General features: G+C 55.5%; 14 protein-coding genes. 5 read left to right on the forward strand and 9 right to left on the reverse strand.

Features of this window, described 5'->3' with window-relative positions; genetic code table 11:
- Positions 1-459: 459 nt before the first annotated feature.
- Positions 460-1,659 (forward strand): 3-dehydroquinate synthase, encoded by a 1,200-nt coding sequence (locus tag VH413_12285; GenBank protein HEX3799469.1) that lies wholly within the window; start codon positions 460-462, stop codon positions 1,657-1,659.
- Positions 1,660-1,725: 66 nt separating this feature from the next.
- Positions 1,726-3,150, forward strand: a complete 1,425-nt coding sequence (locus VH413_12290) for a nucleotide pyrophosphatase/phosphodiesterase family protein (protein HEX3799470.1) — start codon at positions 1,726-1,728, stop codon at positions 3,148-3,150.
- 5 nt (positions 3,151-3,155) lie between these two features.
- Here VH413_12290 and VH413_12295 read toward each other — a convergent pair whose 3' ends face one another.
- From VH413_12295 to VH413_12310, 4 genes are all read right to left on the reverse strand, one after another.
- Entirely contained in the window at positions 3,156-5,915 is a 2,760-nt protein-coding gene (locus VH413_12295) for a tetratricopeptide repeat protein (protein ID HEX3799471.1), read from the reverse strand.
- Between the two features lie 131 nt (positions 5,916-6,046).
- A complete protein-coding gene (locus VH413_12300; GenBank protein HEX3799472.1) occupies positions 6,047-6,826 on the reverse strand; it encodes a hypothetical protein in 780 nt (259 codons plus the stop codon).
- 448 nt (positions 6,827-7,274) lie between these two features.
- The gene (locus VH413_12305; GenBank protein ID HEX3799473.1) at positions 7,275-8,510 is read right to left on the reverse strand and encodes a DEAD/DEAH box helicase; all 1,236 of its coding nucleotides are present in this window, start codon (positions 8,508-8,510) and stop codon (positions 7,275-7,277) included.
- Between the two features lie 31 nt (positions 8,511-8,541).
- Positions 8,542-10,326 carry a hypothetical protein gene (locus VH413_12310; GenBank protein ID HEX3799474.1) on the reverse strand — a complete coding sequence of 595 codons (1,785 nt, stop codon included), beginning with the start codon at positions 10,324-10,326 and terminating at the stop codon, positions 8,542-8,544.
- A 240-nt stretch (positions 10,327-10,566) separates the two neighbouring features.
- On the opposite strand from VH413_12310, the gene VH413_12315 reads away from it, so the two are divergent.
- A complete protein-coding gene (locus VH413_12315; GenBank protein HEX3799475.1) occupies positions 10,567-10,707 on the forward strand; it encodes a hypothetical protein in 141 nt (46 codons plus the stop codon).
- A gap of 102 nt (positions 10,708-10,809) precedes the next feature.
- On the opposite strand, the gene VH413_12320 is transcribed toward VH413_12315, so the two are convergent.
- From VH413_12320 to VH413_12330, 3 genes are all read right to left on the reverse strand, one after another.
- Positions 10,810-11,265 carry a hypothetical protein gene (locus tag VH413_12320; protein HEX3799476.1) on the reverse strand — a complete coding sequence of 152 codons (456 nt, stop codon included), beginning with the start codon at positions 11,263-11,265 and terminating at the stop codon, positions 10,810-10,812.
- Positions 11,266-11,507: 242 nt separating this feature from the next.
- Entirely contained in the window at positions 11,508-12,977 is a 1,470-nt protein-coding gene (locus VH413_12325; GenBank protein HEX3799477.1) for an arylsulfatase, read from the reverse strand.
- 65 nt (positions 12,978-13,042) lie between these two features.
- Positions 13,043-13,975, reverse strand: coding sequence for a methyltransferase domain-containing protein (locus VH413_12330; GenBank protein HEX3799478.1), 933 nt, complete (start codon positions 13,973-13,975; stop codon positions 13,043-13,045).
- Positions 13,976-14,380: 405 nt separating this feature from the next.
- Here VH413_12330 and VH413_12335 point away from each other — a divergent pair, with 405 nt between their 5' ends.
- Entirely contained in the window at positions 14,381-16,129 is a 1,749-nt protein-coding gene (locus VH413_12335; GenBank protein ID HEX3799479.1) for a chloride channel protein, read from the forward strand.
- Between the two features lie 68 nt (positions 16,130-16,197).
- Here VH413_12335 and VH413_12340 read toward each other — a convergent pair whose 3' ends face one another.
- Both VH413_12340 and larA read right to left on the reverse strand, forming a co-directional pair.
- Complete coding sequence (locus tag VH413_12340) at positions 16,198-18,435, reverse strand: TonB-dependent receptor (GenBank protein HEX3799480.1); 2,238 nt, start codon at positions 18,433-18,435, stop codon at positions 16,198-16,200.
- Between the two features lie 394 nt (positions 18,436-18,829).
- Complete coding sequence (larA, locus tag VH413_12345; protein HEX3799481.1) at positions 18,830-20,092, reverse strand: nickel-dependent lactate racemase; 1,263 nt, start codon at positions 20,090-20,092, stop codon at positions 18,830-18,832.
- Between the two features lie 385 nt (positions 20,093-20,477).
- Between larA and VH413_12350 the strand changes: the two genes are divergently transcribed.
- Positions 20,478-21,437: a hypothetical protein gene (locus VH413_12350; protein ID HEX3799482.1), complete on the forward strand. Its 960-nt coding sequence runs from the start codon at positions 20,478-20,480 to the stop codon at positions 21,435-21,437.
- Positions 21,438-21,458 lie beyond the last annotated feature (21 nt).

The raw sequence follows: 21,458 nt of genomic DNA on the forward strand, positions 1-21,458 counted from the left end.
TGCTCGGTTTCAATTTGGCTTTCAGTTAACATATTGCGAACACAAATCAGTGCCCTTACACCTGAAGATACCTGCAATGCTAATAAGTTACATATTTCATTCACAAAAAGCGCTTCTTGCAAGGCCAAACAATCGCCAACTATTTCCAAAACAACGTAGTATCGCCATGTCGCACTTAAACCGCAGCGTATCCGATCGCGCGGGCGCGCCTCAGTTTCTTACAAACCGGAGGGCTCAGGGACCTTAGCCCGGCGTCGAGGAGTGCGAAGCATATTCCGGGGTGTTCGTCGCGCGACCCGATCCGGGAGTGGTGCTCAGGCTTATCCCCGTCTAATCTCCGGCATCGTTTCCCAAGTCTGATTCCGTTATTTGCCTGCCAAAATCGTAAGCTGCGCCCAATGACATTCGCGCATTAAATAAAAACTCGAATCCCAACGTCCAATCTTACAGATTAACCGAGTGTCTAATATGTCTGTCATAGAACGCCATATTCAGGTGGGTTTTCAGCTTCGGGTGTTTTTCACCCGCAGCGTGTTCGCGTCCGCCAATCCGCTGCTTCGCGATATTCTTGCGCCGGGTGAAGGCAATCGGGTTCACGGTGTTTTGATTGTCCTAGACGAAGCGCTCGCGCAAGCGCGACCGGAAGTGCTGGCGGAAATCGAAAATTATTTTGTCCACGCCTCACCGCGGTTGAAACTGGTTTGCCCGCCGCTGGTCATTGAAGGCGGTGAGCGCACGAAGAATTCCTACTTTCACGTTTCCGAAATTCATTCGCACGTGGACCGTTACCATATTGACCGGCATTCGTATTTGCTGGCGATCGGCGGCGGAGCATTGCTCGACATGGCGGGACTGGCGGCATCCACCGCGCACCGGGGCATCCGGCATGTGCGCCTGCCGACCACGACGCTTAGCCAGGCGGACTCCGGCGTGGGCGTGAAAAACGGCATCAATGCTTTTGGAAAAAAGAATTTCATCGGCACCTTCACACCGCCATTCGCGGTCGTGAACGATTTTGAAATGTTGCACACGCTCTCGGAACGCGACAAACGCGCCGGTTACGTGGAGGCGGTGAAGATTGCGCTCATTCGCAGTCGTGAATTTTTTGAGAAGATTGAGGCCGACGCCGAAAAACTCGCTGCGTTCGAGCCGGCCGCGATGGAGGAATTGATTCAACACTGCGCCGAGTTGCATCTCAATCATGTGGCCATGTCCGGCGATCCGTTTGAATTCGGCTCGGCGCGCCCGCTGGATTTTGGGCATTGGGCTGCGCATAAACTGGAGCAACTTTCCGAATACAAAATCCGGCACGGCGAAGCCGTCGCGGTGGGGATCGCGCTGGATGTGATTTACTCGCGCAATATGGGTTTTCTCGACGCGGCATCGGCGGACCGGGTTTTGAAATTATTGGAGCAACTGGGTTTTGAACTGTTCGCGAATGAGTTGATGCATGTGGATTCCGATCATTCGCTGCTGGTGTTGAATGGGCTCGAGGAATTTCGCGAGCATCTGGGCGGCGAATTGTCGGTCACGTTGCTCAAGGAAATCGGCCGGGGATTCGAAGTCCATGAATTGCGGATACCGCAAGTCATCGAGGCGATTTACGAATTGCAGGCGCTCCACGCCAAACGGACAAAAATACTTCGTGCGGCGAGTTGAGCTAAAGAAAGGTTGATTAAAATTCCGTGCGTGTCTTCTCAGGATGCTCTTGGTTAAACTGAAACGGTGAAGCGCACCGTAGTTCTCAATGTGGTCGGACTGACCGCTTCGTCGCTCGAACGGCATCAAGCGAGCGACGCCCATACTCCCGCAGCCGGGCGCATGCACGATTTCGCCACGCGCGGCGCGATGGCCCGGATCGTGCCCGCCTTGCCCGCTGTCACCTGCACCGCGCAATCCACCTATCTCACGGGCACGCCGCCCGCACAGCATGGCATCGTGGCGAACGGCTGGTATAATCGTGAATTGGCCGAAGTGCAGTTTTGGAAACAAGCCAACCAACTCGTCAGCGGCAAAAAAATCTGGGACGAATTGCGCGAACTCGATCCCACGTTCACCTGTGCGAAACTTTTCTGGTGGTACAATATGTATTCAAGCGCGGATTACTCCATCACCCCGCGTCCGATGTATCCCGCCGATGGCCGGAAATTTTTTGATGTTTATTCCTGGCCTTACTCGATCCGCACGGAGATCAAAAAAGATTTGGGTGAATTTCCTTTCGCCACTTTTTGGGGGCCAGCGGCGGGACTGCCCAGTCCGCAAGGCGCGCGCGACGCCGCCACGCGCTGGATTGCGGAATCCGCCAAATGGATCGAGAATAAATATTCGCCGACCCTAAGCCTCGTTTATCTGCCGCATCTCGATTATAATTTTCAACGGCTCGGTCCCAACCATCCCGGCACGCTGCAAGACCTTCGCGAGATTGACAACATCGTCGGCGGCTTGATGGATTTTTTTGCGAAGCGCTCGGTGCAGGTGATTTTGCTTTCCGAATACGGCATCACGCCGGTGGACACGCCCATCCACATCAACCGAATATTGCGCAAAAAAAATTGGATTGTCGTGAAGGACGAACTCGGCCGCGAAATGCTCGATTGCGGCGCGAGCAAGGCTTTTGCCGTCGCGGACCATCAGATCGCGCATGTCTATTTAAAAGATCCCTCATTCGCCGGTGAAGTGCGCGCGACTCTGGAAAAGGAACCCGGCATTGCACAAGTTCTGGATCGCGCGGAGCAGGCGAAACTGGGGATTGATCATCCACGCGCGGGAGACTTGATCGCTGTGGCGCGAGAGAACGCGTGGTTCACTTACTATTATTGGTTCGACGACAACGCGGCGCCGGATTTTGCGCGTTGCGTGGATATCCATCGCAAGCCGGGATACGACCCGGTGGAATTATTTCTTGATCCGAAAATTTCCGCCGTGAAGGCCAAAATTTTTTGGCGTCTGCTGAAAAAGAAACTGGGTTTTCGCATGTTGATGGATGTGATTCCTCTCGACGCGACACTGGTGAAGGGCTCCCACGGTTGCCGTCCGGAGAACGAAAATGATTATCCGGTCTTCATCTCGGAGCGGAAGGATTTGCTATCCACGGAACAGATTGAAGCGACGGACGTGTATCATTTGATCAAGCGGCACGTGCTGTATTGACAATTTTATTTCCTATCGCCGCCCGCCGAAGGAGTGTTCGCGCCGGATTTATATTCTTTCAACCATTGTCCAATCTGGTCGGTTTCGGGCGCGTTAGGTGGGACGTTGGTCAGGTAGAGTTCGCAGTTTTTGATCAGCTCGGGAATGTCTTTGCGCCGCTGGGCGATATCGGCGAGGCCGTAGTAGGCCGGAAATGCCGTGGGCTGTTCGTGAATCACAGCCGTATAGTCTTCATGCGCGGCGTTGAGTTTATCCATTTTTAGAAAAGCCAGACCACGAGCGAGGTGGGCGTCCACATCATTGGTTTTCAGATGGATCAAAGTATTGAGCGGAAGGATGGCTTCATCATATTTTTTAAGCTCGATGAGGTCGAGACCCTTGACGAACAGCGCGCGGGAGTTTTCCGGTGAATTGGTAAGCGTGCGCTGTGCCTGCGCGAGGGAATTGCTGGTATCGCCAATGCGCAGGAATAATTCCGCCAGCCGCAATGACGCATCGGGCGAAGTGGGCGCGAGGCGGGCCGCGCGGCCAAATTGCTGGATGGCCTGGCGATACATGCGCGAGTCGAGGCAGACCAGGCCGAGTTGATAACATGCATTGGGCTCGTCAATGGGACCGTCCTGCAAAAGCGCCGCATCCCATTCACGGCCGCGGCCCAGTTTGTCAACGACGTGCGCGGCTGGATTTATGGTGAGCGTTTTATGCGCGCGCAAATCTTCGTTGCATTGCAAATTCATTTGCGCGGCGCTGTTTTCCGGATTGAGCTTGCGGGCTTCGTCAAAACATTGGCCGGCCTCACTGAGCACCCCGGCGCGTTGCAAATCCACCCCCCAGGAATTGAGCATCATCGAATAATAAAACCCGGCGATTTGCGTGGGGCGATCCGGTTGCGGAGCCCGTCGCATGAGCGCGAGAAGCCGTTGCTGAAAATTTTTATCCGGTGCGGGCCGCGGTTGCATGAGTGCCAGCAGCCGGGGCAATCTCTCTTCGCGGAAGGCGCGCCAAAAATCGGTGTTCGTCGTGTAAATCTCCCTGGTGAGCGGCGGGGGAAACAGGGCGTTGGTGGGATAAGGGCGCAGTTGATTGAAAATCCCCTCGGTTTGTGGGAAGAAATTTTCAGTCAGGAAACCTGCGCACGGGTGCATGAAATATACGCCGCCGCTGCGGGAAAAATGACGCAGCCAACTTACGACGACCGCCGGGTTGGTGGCACTGGCAAAAGGGACGGCGAGCGTCTGCGCAATTTTGAATTGCGGATTCTCATCGGACACGGATTTTAAATAATTGGGAAAACGCGTGATGAGCGTCGCATCCACCAGCAGGTAGTCGGATTTTTTTCCACTGCGGATGAGGCGCGTGGCCAGGCCGTTGAGACGATCGGGATCTTCGCTGAGGATCGCGGAACCGGGCGGTGGCAGCGTGCTTTCGGCCAGATCGAGATAGTCGGACACGGCATCGTGCCGCTGGCGAAGAATGTCCGGCAGGTTTCTTCCAAGCATGATAGCGGGCGCGAGGAACACCAGCGCCCAGACTGCCGCGATGGACGTGACGTTCAACATGCGATTGAACGAACGGTCGCGCCGGTTATCGCGATGCCGGCGCATTCCAAACACCAGCAAAAAATAACCGGCATAATATCCGACGCTCAAGGCATTCAGGAAATACAGCGGCAGACAGGCGTAGATGGGTTGAACGCGCGTCGGGCTGAAGGGCGCATCCGCCGCGACCCATAACGCCAGGAGCAGGAAGACGGCATGAATAAAATGGAAAAGCCAGGTGACGATCGGGGCCGAAGTAGTCGTCTGCCGCGTGACGCGCGACCAGCGAATGCCCATGAAAGCCACCGGCACAATGGTGGTGAGGACAAGATAAAGTATGATTCTTGCCGGCAACGCGCGCGAGCGCAAAAGCAAATCGTACTGATGCAGCACGAACTTCAGCATGGGCCAGAAATTCACATGGTTTCTTCGCGAACATGAGGCGATCAGCGGAAGCAGGAGAATGGTCATGCAACCGGCAAGCCACAGCACGGCCATTCGTAAAGGCAGCCGGAATTCGATTTGTTTTCCCTTGAGAAACCGTGCGAAATGAACTGGATTGAAAAAATTAAAGAGGCCTTTCATCCAAAATATCGCGAGCAGGAAAGCAGGCAGATAGGCGACCATTGCCCAGTCTTCAGCGGCGGCCAGGCCAGCCACAAAAGTGAACTTCAACAACCACGATTCATCCTCTGAAAGACGAAATTCGAGCAGGCAGCGGACGAGGTAGGCGAAGAGTAACAAGTCAACCATCTCACCGGTGGCGGCCACGGAATGATGCCAGAACGCAGCCTGCAATCCGCACATGAGAACTGCGAGCACAGGTGGAACCCATGCGCTCGGAATGGTCAGAAAAGCGAGGTGATTGGAATTGCGCTGGCGTTCCAGACGGGTGCGATCATGCGGCAGGATGGCAGCGCAACGGGCGAGCAGCGCCAGCGCGAGCGCGGCACAAATGACGGTGAAGAAATTGATGGCCAGGGGAATCCACGCGCCCGGCAGCCAGCGAAAAGGATAAGTGACCAGATAATTGATCGGGGCAGCCAGTTCGGTTTGCCAAATGAGATGATCGAGATTGGCTATCGTGCGAAGGCTTTCGGGAGAGGTCGAATGCTGAAGCGTGAACGTGTAGAACAAAAGCATCCCGGCGGCGAGAATCCAGGGAAGCGTGGACGTGTTAAAAGTCGAACGCCCGGGGTGTGAATGTTCACGGCTGCTGGTGGTCACGTTATGACGGATTTGAATTCACGCCGGGCCGCTTGGCAAGCCAAGAAAAATGCGATCGCATCTTCGGCTTGAAATGGACAAATAAAAAAGGACCCCTTGCGGGGTCCTTTGCAGATCGTTAAAGATAATGCTCAGGCTTTGAATTTGCGGCGAGCGAGGCCGAGAGCCGTAACCGCGAAACCGAGCAACGGCAGAGTAGTGGTGGCATCCGGGCCGCCCACCGTCTTGGTGCCGGTCGTTTCATAAAGCAAACCCTGGGAACCGGTGGTTTTGCCAGTGGAAGAGGTCGGCGCGAGCCATTCCACGTTTTGTTCAGCCGGGAGATTGTTCAGATTGTTCAACACGGAGCAAGCGTATTGTTCAGCCAGCGATACGGCACTCGCATCATAAGTGGTCACGAGTTGAAAACCCTTGTTGGAGCTGCTGGAAAACTGGGAGGTGGTGAAGCTTCCGGGAGTGATGTTATTGTAAAGCAATTCCCAAATGGCCAACTGCAAACCGGCAGTCTGAGTCGCCGCAGTCTGTCCGGCAGCGAGCGGGGCATTCTGGTCGTTATACCAAAGTTTCGCCACATTTTGAATACCGCCGGTGATCCAGGCCGGAGCCACGCCCGTGGCGGAACCCAAAGCGGTCGGCGTGTAATTATAGGTATTGGCAAGTACCGCACCGATGTCGGTGCAATAGGTCAAAAGGGTGCTCGAATAGTTCGGGTTGGAGGTCGTCATGATGAACTGGCCGACCGAGGCATACGTGCCCTGGCTTGAACCGTTAATCTTGATGTCCATGGAAACGCCGCCGCCGGTTTCGCCGGTGTAGGTATAGGAGACGGTATCGGCCGAGGCGACTTGCGCGATGCTGACCAAGCCAGCAGCCAGCGCAACCAATTTCCCAGTAGAGAGCAGCTTTTTCATATTGTTTTCGATTGTCATTCTAAAAATTATGTCCGGCACTTCTGAGTGATGTCACCTGACAAGTAAGAGGGAGTTCAGCAATATTCTTGCCAATCGCGAAAGGGGTTTTGGCATATTGCGCTAACCGCTTATGCTAAGATACTTGTGAAATTGCATACTGCAAACCGCCAGACAGTTTCACTGTTAAATGAAGTGTTTTTTGTAAAGCTTTCCGACGTTTTTTCGGGGCTTTTAAACTTAGGAACGGCTAAGAAATGACATTATTTCCAAAATCTTTGAAATATAAGGGGTTTTCAAAAGGAATAATGATGGGAAGAAGACCCTCGGGCTGCGAATGAGGATTGTAAATGTTTCCGACGAATGCGCCGGTACAAGGGCCAGCCGATTACTTGCGTTGCAGTCGGTTTAAGGAGAGGCGGTTAAGACGGCATTGCCGACTTCGATCTATCTAGCGCCGCCGACGGGCCGGGCCGAAATAATAGCCCCCACTCAGGCGGACGCCTTTGACTTTGCCGGGATAGCCTTGCGGCTGGCCGGGCTTGCCTTCTTCAAAAAGGGCGGTGTAGCGGTAATTAAAATTCTCCAGTTTCACGCGTTCGACTTTCTTGCCGATGAAGCGCTCGATGGCGTGAACATGTTGAGCATCCTCGGCGACCATAAGGGTGAAGGCATCACCCGTCGCCTCGGCCCGGCCCGTGCGGCCAATGCGATGGATGTAATCTTCCGGATGCTGCGGCACGTCGTAATTGATCACGTGACTGACATCGGCGATGTCCAAACCACGCGCGGCGATGTCCGTGGCGACGAGGACCTCAAACTTGCCATTGCGAAAACCCTTCAAGGCGTCTTCACGTTCGCGTTGCGTGCGATTGGAATGCAGCACGGCAACGGCGTGATTATTTTTCTTGAGCAGCCCCGCGATGCGATCCGCGCGATGTTTCGTGCGGCAAAAAACAATGACCGACTCGTAATGCACTCGTTCGAGCAATTCCCGCAACAGATCGCTCTTTTGGTCTTCGGCTACTGGGTAAATGACGTGCTTGACGGTTTCCGCCGGCGAACGGCGCGCCCCGATCTCAATCGTTTGCGGCGACTTCATCGCCCACTTGATCAAGGTTTCGATCTGCACCGGAACCGTGGCCGAGAAAAGCGAGGTATGGCGATTGCGCGGGCACTTGTCAACGATGCGGCGCACATCCGGCAAAAAGCCCATGTCCAGCATGCGGTCGGCTTCGTCGAGCACCAGAAATTCAATCTTATCGAGCTTGCAAGTCCCACGTTCGAGATGGTCAAGCAGGCGGCCGGGAGTTGCGATGAGAATATCCACGCCCGAGCGTAAGGCATCCATTTGCTTGCCATAGCCCACGCCGCCATAGAGCACCGCGGCGCGCAAATTTGTGAAACGCGAGAAGTCGCGCACGGCCGTTTCCACCTGTGCCGCGAGTTCGCGCGTCGGCTCCAAAATGAGCACGCGCGGGGCAGGGGAATGCTGGCCGAGCTTCGAGAGAATGGGCAGCGCGAACGCCGCCGTTTTTCCAGTGCCGGTTTGGGCGCTGCCGATAACATCCTGCCCAGCCATGATCAAAGGAATGGCGCGAAGCTGAATCGGCGTCGGTTCGGTGTAACCCATGGCTTTGACCCCGTCCACCATGGTGCTTGAAAGGCCCAGTGCGCTAAATGGCATAAGAAGAAATTATATCCGAAACACCCGTGAATCAAGTCGCGGGAGTCGCCGGCGGCTGAGGTTCAGCGGCAGCCGTAGCGGATTCCGCATGAGCCGCCATGTCAGTTGCGGCGTCAGTGACCACGTTTTCGGCTGCTTGAGATACGGCGCTCGCAGTGGTTTCAGCGGCTGCCTCAGATGGATGTTCGGTCGTCGCTTCGGCGACAGCGGGTGCGGTGGCATCCGGCGCGGCGGCGGGTTTGGCTTCGGCCTTCGGGGGCTTGGGCGGTTTGATGAGCGGTTTTTTGGCGGTCTCCAAAATGCCGTTCGCAAATTCGATCACATGCCCCTGATGAATCAGCCAATGCAAATCACCAATGATGGCAGCCTGTTCCGGCGTCGGCGCCGCTTCGACATGAGCGGGAGCGGGAGCCGCGGCGGTAGTGCCTTCGGCTGGAATTGCGGACGCTTCGGGCGTCGGAGCGGGTGCGGGCGCAGCGGCGGCGGCAGGCGTCGGTGACAACGTCTCGACCAATTTGCGGCGGGTGCATTTTGGATGCGCATCAATGAACTGTACGATGCGTTTGACTTGGTCAGACACCGGCGTCACATCGAGATCCAGATAATGCGGACGCGCCACGGAGACATGCGTGATGGTCTTGTTGACCTTGAAAAATTGCAGGCCGTGACTGGCGAATTGCTGGCTGAGGACCGTCGCGATTTGCAGCGGGAAACGCTTTTGTTCTTCCCACGCGGAGCGCATGAGACGTTGCAAACCGGGCGAGCGTAATTGCCGGCTGGCCGGGCCGCTGAAAGTATATTTCTCGACCTGCTTGATGATATTCGGCAAATGCACTTCGCGAAAATGCGCGAGCACGGCTTCGCGGCTCGGCAGGCGCTGGGCCTCGGGCACATTGAGACAGATGTATTCCGTCTTGGTGCTTTGGTCTTCGACCCACTTCTTGACCACCGCTTCTTCGCGGACAATTTTCACGCGCGCCTTGAAGGCATCAAAAGGCATCCGCGAAAAACGCTCCGTATGTAATTTGTGCAACTGGTTCTGGTAATCGTGATAATTCGGCGGACCCAAAATCACACCGCTCATACCACATTGCGCCACAAAGGTATAAGTTCCCTTGGGCGGCTCGGTCGGCGTCTTCTCCGCTTGATAAAACATGCCGAAATGCTTTTCCAAAACGTGATCCACCGCTTCCTGTTCGCTCAGCCAAAGCGTGTCGTCCACGGCGCACAAAAATAGCGGCTGGATCGCCGCGCCATCAGGCTTTTTCTTCACCTCGAAACGCACTTGCTGGCGCTCGGGCTTCTGCAAAATCATCTGCGCGATGTCGAACAGCGGGAATGAACGCCCGCTCATCTTGATTTGGCGCGAAAGCGAATCTACACCCTTGTCATCCGGCATCAGCGTCACCGAAACTTCGGGCAACGGCAGCGGCTTTTCAAACCGGTCATCCCGGTGGCGGTCGCCACCGCGATTATCCCGACGAAAATTCCCACGCGGGCCACCGGCATTGGGGCCGCTCGATTGTCCCGGACCGGCCGGACGCGGGCCACGATCTCCATCGCGGCGAGGCGGGCCATCCCGGCGCGGACCGCCCTGGCCAGGAGCGCGATTCTGGTCGCGATTAAACCCACCACCACCGGGGCGGGGGCCATCGCGGCGCGGCGGACGGCGTCCACCCGGGCGATCGCCAAAACCGCGCTCGGGACGGTCATCGCCGGAGTGTTTGGCATAACGGTTTACGTCCGGCGATTCCTGTGCCCACGCGGGGAGGAAAAGCTTTTCCAGGTCAAAATCTGCTTCAGGAGATGTGCTCATTCGATCAAACCAGGGCTGCAAAACTCGCGCCCCGAAATATTCGCAACCGTAGCATGGACGCTATTTCCTTGGAATGCAAGCGCGTTCGCAGCGCACCAACCATTTTCGATCAATGGGAGGGAGAGCGTAATCGCGAGCCCCAATAATTCCCTCGGGTGAATAGCGCCACCCCCATCCCAGTCCAATCCTTAGCCGCAGAAATGGCGGCTCGACGTAACCTCAACTATTTAAAGGACGATTATGAATCATTTAGTCACCCTCGCACGATTTGGACATTTTGGCGGCCACGGCGGAGCCGGTTTCGCACTCCTCATATTAATGATCATTCTTGCCGCCGTCGCAGTCGTGGCACTCTCCAGCCGCAGCAACAACAATCGCTAAACCAGCATCGGCTTAAGTCGGAAGGGGGTATTGGGGAGCGCACGCGTCTCGCGTGCAGTGTTCGGCGTCTCGTCGAACACATTTCCATCTTCTTCTACCGCCTCATCGCAACCGGTCTTTTTTAATCGCCTCCGTATCCAGCGGCCCGACCTCATTCGTCTTCACCACGGGAACCAGAGCATTGGTTCCACAATCCCACAAAGGCAAGTTAGTCGTTTTAGAACTATAAGTGCCAACCCGCATCGCCAAGGCGCTGATGCGATTACCCTCCATCACCAGCTTTTCGTAATTACGAATAGCGAAGCGCTCCGGCAAATTCGTGGTGACATTCTGGACCAGATTATTTTCCACTACCACTACACCCGGGTCCACAACGACCACGCGGCCGGAAATGTTTGTCCAAAATGGCGAATGACTCGTGTCATAAACAATATTGTTCACCACCCGATAATTCGGCGGCGCCACGACCCAATTCGTGGTGTAAATGACATTCGTCTGCGCAAAGACACTCTGTGATATTCCTCCAATTACCAGCGCCGCAAGAAAAAATCGAATCATCCCATGCCTCATCATATAAAGGCATTCTAGCACCAATACGCCGCGCGCAAAATTGAACCGCACTCGCGCAAAATTTTATTGGATACGCCTTCTAAATCTTCCTCCCTCGCCTGCATCGTGGTTGTGGGAGTGGGCCGGAGAGAAGGTGTGCTTATTGTGAAAACCCAACCCGTGAATATTCATCAAATGCGCACGCCAAAAAAATTCTTCTCCCCCAGTGGCCGTCCGCAAGGACCAAGGACCTACTTGCCGTATTCCGTTTTCTTCGTCTTCGCCGCCGTCAACGCCGGCCAATTCGTATCCTCCGTCCGCGCCGTCTTCAAATACTCCTCAATCTTCGCCACGATCGGCGCATTCTCCGCCGCAACATTTTTTGTCTCACCGATGTCCGTCTTCAAATTATAAAGTTCCAGCGGCCCATCCACCCCAAAGCGCACTCCCTTCCAATTCCCCATGCGCACCGCTTGTTTGAAACCATTCTCGTGAAATTCCCAATAAAGAAATTCATGGCGATTCGTCTGCGCCTGGCCCAGCAGCGTCGGCAAAAATGAAATGCCATCAATATTACCCGGCGCCGGTTTTTCCGCGATGCCCGCCACCGTCGGCAAAATATCCCAAAACGCCACCGGCAAATCGCTGACCGTGCCCGCCTTGATTTTGCCTGGCCACCACACGATCATCGGCACACGAATTCCCCCTTCATACAAATCCCGCTTGATGCCCCGCAACGGCCCGCTCGCATGAAAAAATTTCGGGTTCACGCCGCCTTCCTTATGTGGCCCGTTGTCGCTCGTGAAAATGATGATCGTATTCGTGTCTGTTTTGGCCTCTTTCATTGTGTCCAGCAGCGTGCCCACGTAACGGTCGAGCCGCGTGATCATCGAGGCTTTATTTTTCTCCACCTGCGGCCAGGGTTGATTGGAGTAAGGCGCGTCCTCGGGAACTTCCATGCCATTGCCGGTTTTTGCGCCCAATTCATCATTCGCATGCGGAATCGTGTAAGCGAGATAAAGAAAATATGGCAGGTTGACCGTGTACCATTTGGGCTTCATCATCCGGATATAATTCAGCGCGGCCTCTGTGAAATAATCATCCGAATATTTTCCCTTTGCGCCGTTCAGGTTTTCCGACACCTCGACATTTCGTTCACTAGTGAGATCGCTGCGATTAAGCAGGACCGGGTAATAATCATGCGCTTCGACTTGGTTGAGATAACCGAACCATTCATCGAACCCCTGCAAACGCGGCATGCCCGTCGAACCCTCGTCGCCCAAACCCCATTTGCCCAATGCGCACGTATTATAATTGGCCGCCTTGAGAAATTCCCCCAGCGTGAGATCCTCCGGCGACAGCGGAATCTTCTTGTTGCCGCGGATGCGCACATGCCCCGTGTTCAACCCCGTCATCAACGCCGCCCGCGACGGCGCACAAACCGTGCTGCCCGCATAACAACTGGTGAACCGCATCCCTTCACGCGCCAGCCGGTCAAGGTTCGTCGTCAGAATCTGCGTCTGCCCGTAACAACCCAGTTCACCATAACCCAAATCATCCGCGAGAATAAAAATGATGTTCGGATGTTTCGGTGGCGGTGATGGATGCTTGCGAAAATCCTCACTCGGCTGCGCCCAAAGATTTGCGCCCAGGCCAAGCGCCACCGCCAGCAAAAATACAACGACGCCCAACCGACGACAAATACCGATACGACGGGTCATGATGATATGGACTGTAAAGGAACCCAGGCGTTCAGCGCCAATCTTTTTCCGTGTTCCATCCGTGACTAAGCTGGCTTCGCCACCAGCCACGTCTCCACCGCCAGCAAATCCTCTCGCGAATAGTTTTGAAATTTGGGCGCCAGCTTCACTTTTTCCAAATCGCTCGCCGACGCCACATTATTGACTTCCTTCACAATCTCCCATCCGCTCTCGCGCAACAACGCGCGCAGATCCGACACCCGCAACCGCCATTGCGGAATCAGCGGACTGTTCAGCCAGGCCCACGCACTATCGGAGAACTTGAGAAAATTAAAAACTGTCAGCGACTTGTCGAACGCCGCATATTGATCTTTCAAATCCACGAACTCGATCAGCACGCCGCGTGGCGAGGCCAGCCGCAAAAATTCCGCGTTGAGCTTTCGCTGTACGAATGCCGGAATGTGTTCCAGCACCACGCATGAAAAAAATAGGTCCACGGATTTCGCCGGCAGGCCGGTGTCCTGGGCATCGCGCACGATCGCGTGCAAATTGATTTTTTCCAGCACGATCTCGGGACTTTCTGTGTCCACGAGCCGCGCCGCTTCGTGCAGCCGCGCCATTCGATCGGCACGCAAGGCGGGCAGAAAATTTTTCAACGTGCCCGCGCGGTCGTATTCGCAAAAATAATTCAGCAAAATTTTCAACCGCTCCCGTTTCAGCAGCGAAACAATATCGAACGACCAAATCTCCGTCGCCCCGCAAAGATATAATCCAATCGGAATGATCGGATACCATCCTGTCCCCAACTCCAGTGCCGTAAAACCCTCAGCACACTCCGGCCGCACCGCGATAAAATCCTCGAAGTACCGTCGGCAATAATTCAACCGAAACTCAAACGCCCCGGCGGTCAGTCCCAGCGATTTCGTGACGCGCTCCTGAAAAAGTTCATTAAATTTCTGACTGTTCGGCAACAGAGAGATGAAGCGATGAATCGCGGATTTGACCAGCCAACTGGGCATAATTTGAAATATAAATTCAAGGATTCCAGCCGCCCATGTGGGAAATCCGGAAGCCAATTCGCGCCATACTGCTTGCCCGAGCTTCGCCCTGTCAAGCGCGGCTGTCCGCTTAAACTCTGCCACCTGTATCGTGCGCTTAACCATCGGTAGGTAGGATTGGCGCTACCGCCCCGCCCCAATAAAAAACAAACGAGTTATGCGGGCAGATGTAGCCCATCACTTTTAAAGGCGAATTTTCGACTTTCTTTAAAAACCTTGTTTTAATCAAAATGCTGCTAAAAATCCGGATATTATAATATTCTGTATCGTTAAAGATATCAATAACCATACCTATTTTCAAATCCGCTTTATTTGTGGATTACCATAAAACTTGAACCGCCCGCCGATTGCGGGAAACTATTCCCAGTGACATTAAATTCGATTCGGTCGTATCTCAGAAAGCTTCCGCAGCGGACGCGCTCCATCCTTTCCACTTCCGTTTACGGCTTGGCCGCCGGTGGCGCGGCGGTGGCGTTTCAATTAAGCATCAACCTGCTTTTTAATTCGACGTTCGTCGCGCTTTCCTCCCAATCCAAAACCATTTTCCTCGCCGGCAGCTTTGCCGTCATCATGGCGTCCTCGCTGGCGGTGGGTGTTCTGCTCGCTTCTTTTTGCCGCGAGGCCGCTGGTAGCGGCATTCCGCAACTCAAGCTGGCGTTTTGGAAGGATTTTGGCTACGTGCCCTTCCGCGTGGTGTGGGTGAAATTCGTGGCGGGCATCATTAGCATAGGCGGTGGCTCGAGCCTTGGGCGCGAAGGCCCCAGCGTCCATTTCGCGGGCGGACTCGCCTCGAACCTCGGTGGTCTCATGGGCGAAGCCAAACAAAACCGGCGCAACGCCGCCGCCGCTGGCGCCGCCGCTGGCCTCGCCGCCGCCTTCAACACCCCGCTTGCCGCCATCACCTTCGTCCTCGAGGAAATCATCGAAGACTTGAACAGCCGCTTTCTCGGGAGCGTCCTGCTCGCGTCGGTCATCGGCGCGCTGGTGGTCCACGGCCTGGTCGGCAAGCAACCCGCCTTCAGCCTCGCCAATGATCTCGAGCCCTCTTCATGGTGGCTTTACGCGGCCACTCCGTTTGTCGCGCTTGCCGCCAGCATCGTCGGTCTCACCTTTCAAAAATCCACCTTGAATCTTCGCGCGCGCAACAAGGAATTGACCAGTGTGCCGCCGTGGCTGCGGCCCTGCCTCGGAGGTTTCATTACTTGGGTGCTCGGTTCCGCGGTCTTCCTGCAAACCCACAGCCTTGGCATTTTCGGATTGGGTTACGGCGATTTGTCCACCGCGCTCAGCCAGGGATTCAGTTGGAAACTTGCGGCCATTCTGGTCGTCGCAAAGCTGATCACCACCATCGTGTGCTACGGTTTCGGCGGATGCGGCGGCATTTTTTCGCCGCTGCTGTTCCTCGGCGGCATGACCGGCGCGTGCCTCGGCGGAATCTTCGGGCATATCATTCACCTGAGCGTTGCCGACCAAATCGTGCTCGCTGTGGTCGGCATGAGCAGTTGCCTGGGCGCGGTCGTACGTGCGCCGGTGACAAGTATCCTCATCGTCTTCGAGATGACCCATGAATTTTCCCTCGTGCCCATTCTGATGCTCGGCACGCTTGTCAGCCAGGCGATTCGCCACCGCTTCGCCAGGCATAATTTCTACGAGGAAATTCTAATCCAGGACGGCCACGAACTCGAACACGTCATCCCCCCGCGCGACCTCCAAAGCTGGCAACAGCTTCCCGTCTCGGCCATCGCCAATTTCCATCCTGTCATTCTGCAAAGTCTCACCGAAGACGAAATCCAAAAAACTTTGGCCGCGCATCCTTACGGATATTTTCCCGTCGTGTTGCCCGACCAGCCGATCCAAATGCTCTCGCGGCGCGAAGCCGAGCTTGCCCGGGTCCAGCATCGGCCCGCGTGCGTTGAGGCCGCCACCACCTGCCTCGCGTCGCAAACCATCCGCGACCTGCAACTGCTCCTCATGGAATCGAATCAAGCCGTCATCATCGTGCTCGACCGGCCAAATGGAAAAGTCCTCGGCATCCTCACCCTCCACGACCTCCTGCGCGCCCAGGTCTCGTTGGGCAAACCAGACGGGACTTCCGGCGCGATCACGGTCGGTTAAGCAAAATGCCGGTCATTCTTTTGGCTTCAATCTCGCAATGACGGCAAGCCTTCGGGTTGGATGATTCATTAAAATGTCGCGGTCACTCCGACGCGCACTTGGAAAGGTTCGACCGGGTGCGACACAGCGGTAAATTGTGGCAAAACCGCTGCCGAAGGAACCACGCGCGAAGTATAGGCATAATCAATATCGTGATCCCGATTGTCCAGCAGGTTCAGAAATTCCGCCGTCACCCGCCAGGTTTTATTGATTTGGTAACTCGCTTCCGCGTTGAGCAGCAAGGTCGAGTCCGAACGGTAAATTCCGTCCGAAGTCAAATCCCGCGGCCCAAAGTAACGCAACCGCAGGCTCGCGGAGAACCCACCCAGGTCATGCAGCGTAATGCCCGACGCAATCACCAATCCGACCGCTTCCGGAACCCGCGTTCCGCCGGGGCCTTGCACCGTCGTGCCCGGTCCAATCGGCGCGGCATCGTCCGAATCAACCGAGGTAAAACGGGCGATGGAATCCGCAATATCAAAGTCGAACGTCAGATGTTCCACCGGCGTATAATAGTTCGCCCATTCAATGCCGTAACGGTCGCTCGGTTGCTTCGACGCCGTCGTCCCTCCCGTATCGCCGTCCTGTTGTAATTCGGAATCGCTGCGCAGATACCAGATTGAAAACGTGCTTTGCAAATGCGGCACGGCGAGGGTGCGCACTCCGATTTCCGCGCCTTTGGTTTGAATCAGGCCGGGGATTCTCGCGACCGGTGTATTGGGCGTCGGATTATCCGCCGAAATGGGTTCCACGGTTTGCGTCGCGCCGCGTCCGTCATTGCTGTGAAAACTGAATCCGCCTTCGGCATAGAACTCCGTCCTGGCCCACGGCCCGAAAATAAGACTGAGCTTTGGACTTGGCAACGCCGTGGTTGAAGTGCCCGAATTAACGGGATCGGATAAACTGGTCACGTCGAAGTAGTCCACATCGCCGCGAATCGCCACCACCGAACGAAACTTGTCCGCCCACTGGATTTTATTTTCCATGTAAGCGCCGGCCTGCGTGTCGGTGAACCGGTCCCTTTGCGTCTCCGCGGGCAACGTGACGGGTATGCCATCGTCCGTGTCCACATCGGTTTTGTTGACCCGCACGCGGTTGTCCGTCTGGTAAAGGCCGTTGTCAATCCAGTCATTGCGGACCTGCACGCCGAAGGTGTTTTGCACGTCGCGATCAAACCAGCGATTGAAGATCGTATGATGCGCATCCACCCCGGCAACGAAGCGATTGTCCTGTTGCTCGAACTGATCGCCCTGAACCGGGTCGGTCAGGAAATAGGTGAAGTCGGAAAATAAATCGAGATAGTAGTAGAATCCGTAAGCCGTGATTTTCGTCTCCGACTCGTCGTCGTGGCGATGCCACTCGGCTTGCAGGCTGTAACGCTGCGACACGCCTCCATCTGTTGGGTTCAGCGTTCCAAAAATACCCACCTGCGGAATGGCGTCTTCAGGAAGTTGATCGCTCGAATTCCATTTGCCGCGATAACCCCGCGCAATGACGCTAAAACCGCTCGCATCATCGCCCTGGCTATAGGTGAGTATGCCGTTAAACTTATGATAATCATCTGGATGCACCCATGGACCGTCATCGTGATAAACTTCAGCGCCGTAGGTCAAAGTACCCGCCTCAATTTTTTGCGATGCGCCGAAAGCGCCCCGTTCAAAACTGTACATGCCCCCTTCAATGGTGACGAAATCCTGCGGCAATACCTTGTAAAAATCCAGGTGCGCCGCGCCAGCCGAACCGAAGTTGCCCACGTCCGCATAGTACGGCCCTTTCTCATAATTTAGCCGCTCCACAAATTCGGGGATGACGATATTCATGTCCGAATATCCCTCGCCGTGCGCGTGCGAAGGCAGGTTGAGCGGCATGTCATCCAGGAAGATGGCGAAGTCCGTGCCATGATCGAGATTGAAACCGCGCAGAAAATATTGGTTGGCTTTGCCGCCGCCCGCGTGTTGTGTGATGATGACACCCGGAACCGTTTCCAAAATTTCTCCCGTGCGCAGCAATGGCCGATCCTGAATTTCCGCCGCGCCCACCGTTCCTTGCGAAGCGGAAGCTGCGATGCCAAGCAGGCTGTCCTGCCGTCCGGTGACAATTACTTCCGGCAACCTTGTGATTGCATTGGTGTTGGTGTTCGTGGAATGGACTGATTGAGGGGGCTGGTTGGTTGCGGATTGCGCCAGTCCATTGAGGGCGCCGGCCATAAATGGAATCACCATGAACGGCAGGGGAATATTACGAAGGGATTTGTCCTGTTTTTTCATAATCTCAGTTCCGGTTGTGAAGCCGGGGCGTGACAGATTTTTGAAACGCAGGCAGCAAAAAGCCACCTGTTTAAATTCAGCTACGGGCTTTTGCCCGCCATCGCTGATCCAGGTGGCTGAAAGAATTTATGACACGAGTTTTACGAAATGCAAATATTTTTGCGACGTCAATTTTTTTAATCAACCCCCCAAAAACCAACGCTTCTCATTAACTGCGCCCATTTTAAATCCACTATCCCGAGAGAAGCGAGGCAGGCCTGTAAGTCAACGCCAAACGAAACAAAGCTCGCGTTCGCCTTTGCCAACCCAAGTCCAATAGAGTTTTTTTCTCTTCCTCCTCCAGTGGCCGTCCGCAGAACCTCCGCGCCTCCGTGTCTCCGCGGTTAAATTCAGCCTAAGCCAAATACGGAATCGTCAACGGCCCCTGCGGCAGCACCGCCACTCGCGCTTCCGGTCCCAGTTGCGCCAGCCGCTCATTCACCGTTGCGCCGATGTCATGACATGGCGTCAGATGCGCCGTGCGCACGATTTCATCCGGCAACGAACTATGGATCAGCACCCGCGCCTTGCGCTGGATCAACGCCTGGATTTGCGCCTGCCATTGTTCTGGCCGCACGAAACCCGGCGTCGCCAGCAACGCCAGGATTTCCTCGGGACTGCCCGCGCTGCGCAACAATTTATCCAGCGGACTTTGCGCCGGCACACCCTCGCGGCATTCACACGCCAGGATCAAAGTGCCGCCCTCCTGGATAATCCGCGCGCCCGCGCTCATGCCCTTCACGCCCTGATAAAGGTTCTGGTCGAGTGGATACCCGCTATTCGTCGTCACCACAATTTCAAACGGCGACTTCACCCGCTGCATCGCCGCATGGCGCACGAATTCAAAACCAACCTTATGCGCGGCCAATAAATCTCCCGCGAACACACCCGTGATGGCGCGCGTCTCATTCAGCGAAACATTCAGCAAAAAACTTTTTCCCACGCGCAACGCGATATCGCGCATCTCCTCCCAGATCGGATTGCCATCGGTCACGCCGAACGTCGCGCGCGGATCGCCAATCATTTTTTCGCCGTGATTGCTCATCACCGTTTCGAGTCCCGCCAGCCCGGGCATGATGCCTTTCGGCCCGCCGCTGAATCCCGCGAAAAAATGCGGCTCGATAAAACCGGTAACGATGCGCACGTCCGCCTCCGCGACATGACGGTTGATCAACGCCGGTGTGCCATCACGTGTCGTGCCGAATGGCACCAACTCCGCCGGATTTTCCGGCTCATGATTCAGCACGCGATAATTGCGGACCACTTCCGGCGTGAGCAACTGCTCCAATTCCGCGCGCGTGTTCGGCCGATGCGTCCCTAGCGAATTGAGCAACGTGATTTGTTCGCGCGGCACATGCGCGAGATATTCCAGCAACCACGGAATCAGCCGGTGATTCGGCGTCGCCCGCGTGATGTCGGTGAACCCGATGCACACCTTGTCACCCGGCTTGATCCATTCGCGCAGCGGCGCCGCGCCGATCGGTTTCTCCAGCGCCGCCATCATCGCCGCGCGTTCGTCGGCCAGCCCCGGAGTATGCGCCGGTTCGATCACCGTCGTCCGCTTGTCCGGCAGTTCGATCGGCAAATGCCCGCGTCCGTATGCGAGATTAATTTTCATGCAGGAAATTCACCCTTCCATAAGTAACCCAACCCCATGAAATCGAAAAGGGCAATCATTCAGACAACAAAGGGGGTGCGCATCTTGACATTGTTCTTGAATGCGGGAGGGCTGATTTATATTCCCGGGGAGCGCACGCGCCCTCGCGTGCAGTGGTTGGCGCCCTCGCCAGCCACATCCGAGATGACCGGAAAATTCGCACATTTCCTTTAAAACTCGCTCACCCAACCACCATCGGCGAGGGCGCCGATGGCAGCACGCGAGGACACATGGCCACATTCAACCACCTCGCAATTAAATTGTAACCTCCCGCCCTTCATTTCCGTATGCCTCAATGTGGTCGAGGCATAAAGCCATCCGATCTCGCGATTATTATTATTATTTTATGAAATCAATTTTTCAAAGATTCACCCTTGGCGTCACCCTCGCATGCGCAACCGGCTTCTCCGTCTGCGCCGCCCCATTGCAACGCACCGACGTGATGGCCGACCCCGCCTGGTTATTGCATCTCGACGCCGATGCCCTGCGCCCCACCGCCATCGGCAAATATATTCTCGCTCAACTGGACAAGCCGGAAGCCAGGGACAAACTCGCCGACCTGCAAGCCATTTTCAGCATTGACATTCGGACCCAGCTTCACGGCTTCACGCGCTATGGCACGACTCCCTCACCCGAAGACGGCGTGTTGATCGCCTACGCGGATTTTGATGCCGAGCGTCTTGTCACCCTGGCCAAGGGCGTGGGCGAATATCAAAGCACTCATCATAATAAGCACGTCATCCATAGCTGGGTTGTCAAAAAGAAAGTGGAAGGGGGCGAGGACAGTTCGCGCGTCTTCGCGAGCATCGTGGGAAACCGCGTTGTCTTTAGCCGGCGCGAAACCGATGTCGCAAAAGTGTTGGACGTCATGGATGGCGCATCGCCAAGTCTTGCCTCGGGAGCGGCGTTCCCGGAACTAGGTGCTCCGGGCGACAGCTATTTCCTCGAAGCCGCCGCGACCAAAATAAATTTCCCCAACTCCAATCCCAGCGCCGCCATTTTGAAACTTTCCAAAAGTGTTCAACTCACTTTTGGCGAAACGCACGAACAACTTCACGGCGCGCTGACCCTCATCGCGGACAACGAAGACGTCGCCCAACACATCCTCTCCATCGCCCAGGGTTTGATCGCGCTGATGAAAATCCAAACCGACAAATCGGACATCGTCGCCATTGCCAATGCCCTCGCGGTGAAGCAAAATGGTTCCAGCGTGATCGTGACCCTTGCTTTGCCCGCTGATAAAGTCGTCACCATTATCAAGGCTGACGCCGCGCGTAAAGCGGCCGCTCGCGATGCAAATCAATAAAATAATCTAAACAACTGGAGT

The sequence above is a fragment of the Verrucomicrobiia bacterium genome (assembly GCA_036268055.1).
Taxonomy (GTDB): Bacteria; Verrucomicrobiota; Verrucomicrobiia; order Limisphaerales; family Pedosphaeraceae; genus DATAUW01.

Bases quoted from the DNA above. Each gene is read 5' to 3' on its own strand.
- VH413_12350 (HEX3799482.1), top strand. From the start codon at position 20,478: ATGAAATCAATTTTTCAAAGATTCACCCTTGGCGTCACCCTCGCATGC.
- VH413_12320 (HEX3799476.1), bottom strand. From the start codon at position 11,265: ATGATTCGATTTTTTCTTGCGGCGCTGGTAATTGGAGGAATATCACAG.
- VH413_12325 (HEX3799477.1), bottom strand. From the start codon at position 12,977: ATGACCCGTCGTATCGGTATTTGTCGTCGGTTGGGCGTCGTTGTATTT.
- larA (HEX3799481.1), bottom strand. From the start codon at position 20,092: ATGAAAATTAATCTCGCATACGGACGCGGGCATTTGCCGATCGAACTG.
- VH413_12330 (HEX3799478.1), bottom strand. From the start codon at position 13,975: ATGCCCAGTTGGCTGGTCAAATCCGCGATTCATCGCTTCATCTCTCTG.
- VH413_12300 (HEX3799472.1), bottom strand. From the start codon at position 6,826: ATGAAAAAGCTGCTCTCTACTGGGAAATTGGTTGCGCTGGCTGCTGGC.
- VH413_12310 (HEX3799474.1), bottom strand. From the start codon at position 10,326: ATGAGCACATCTCCTGAAGCAGATTTTGACCTGGAAAAGCTTTTCCTC.
- VH413_12340 (HEX3799480.1), bottom strand. From the start codon at position 18,435: ATGAAAAAACAGGACAAATCCCTTCGTAATATTCCCCTGCCGTTCATG.
- VH413_12305 (HEX3799473.1), bottom strand. From the start codon at position 8,510: ATGCCATTTAGCGCACTGGGCCTTTCAAGCACCATGGTGGACGGGGTC.
- VH413_12315 (HEX3799475.1), top strand. From the start codon at position 10,567: ATGAATCATTTAGTCACCCTCGCACGATTTGGACATTTTGGCGGCCAC.